Origin of the sequence: Desulfacinum hydrothermale DSM 13146, assembly GCF_900176285.1 — a bacterium.
Taxonomy (GTDB): domain Bacteria; phylum Desulfobacterota; class Syntrophobacteria; order Syntrophobacterales; family DSM-9756; genus Desulfacinum; species Desulfacinum hydrothermale.
The window spans coordinates 1-1,076 of record NZ_FWXF01000058.1 but is presented as its reverse complement, the minus strand read 5'-3'; the positions used below and the strand labels follow the sequence as shown (position 1 = coordinate 1,076).

The window sequence follows — 1,076 nt, the reverse complement described above, 5'->3', positions numbered from 1 at the left end:
GGTTGCGGGGCCACATCAGGTTCTGGTGCTGAGGCCTCGGACATACCCTCGCTCATCAGCCTCGCCATGCCCAGTCCTGCTATTCCGGCACCGGCAGACATACCGGATTCGGCATCGCCTTCCGCAGGCCCTTCCGGTTGCAGCATTTCAGGTTGCGGAGCAGAAGCTTCAACCTGGCCGCTGGTTGCCGGTTCCGGCACAGGAGCCTCGGGCTGCGGTTGCGCCACATCAGGCTCTGGTGCGGAGGCCTCGCCCATCAACCTCGCCATTCCTAGTCCTGCCATCCCGGCACCGGCAGACATACCGGATTCGACACCACCTTCCGCAGGCCCTTCCGATTGCGGCGTTTCTGGTTGCGGAGCAGAGGCCTCAACCTGGCCACCAGTTGCCGGTTGAGATGCGGGAGCCTCGGGCTGTGGTTGCGGGGCCACATCAGGTTCTGGCGCTGAGGCCTCGCCCATCAACCTCGCCATTCCTAGTCCTGTCACCCCGGCACCGACGGGCATACCGGATTCGACATCGCCTTCCGCAGGCCCTTCCGATTGCGGCATTTCAACCTGGCCGCCGGTTGCTAGTTCCGGTCCAGAAGATTCAGGCTGCGGTACGATTTTAACGAGATCTTCAGTTTCGGTAGGTGTTTTAAGATATATGGTTCGAGTCTGTACATCCCCGGATCCAGATGACGCAAATTCGTAAATTTCGTGTTGACCATCTGTTGAGGAAATCCTGCCAACATCACCAGGTATGGCAGCCCCAGTTTGTGGGATTTCGCCTTGCGACGCGGAGGCCATCGACTGGCTGCCGGCTACCAGTCCCGCCGCCCCGGCACCAGTGAGAATACCGGACTCAACACTGCTCCCCGCAGGTCCTCCCGACTGCGGCGCGGAGGTTCCGGTTTGCAACGCAGTAGCCACAGGTTGGCCCCCTGCCGATTCTGGCGTGGAAACGCCAGCCCGGCTGCTGTCCGTCTGTCCGGACACGCCACCAGGTACGCCAGATCCCAGCACCCCACTGCCAGACATACTGACTCCGGAGCTGGCCTCCGCAGGTCCTCCCGGCTGCGGTGCATCCGGCTG

General features: G+C 62.4%; 1 protein-coding gene. It reads right to left on the bottom strand.

Annotation, left to right across the window (positions count from 1 at the left end):
• Nucleotides 1–914, bottom strand: a 914-nt coding sequence (locus B9A12_RS17465; RefSeq protein WP_212636993.1) for a hypothetical protein, incomplete at its 3' end; no start/stop codon positions are given.
• Nucleotides 915–1,076: the final 162 nt, after the last annotated feature.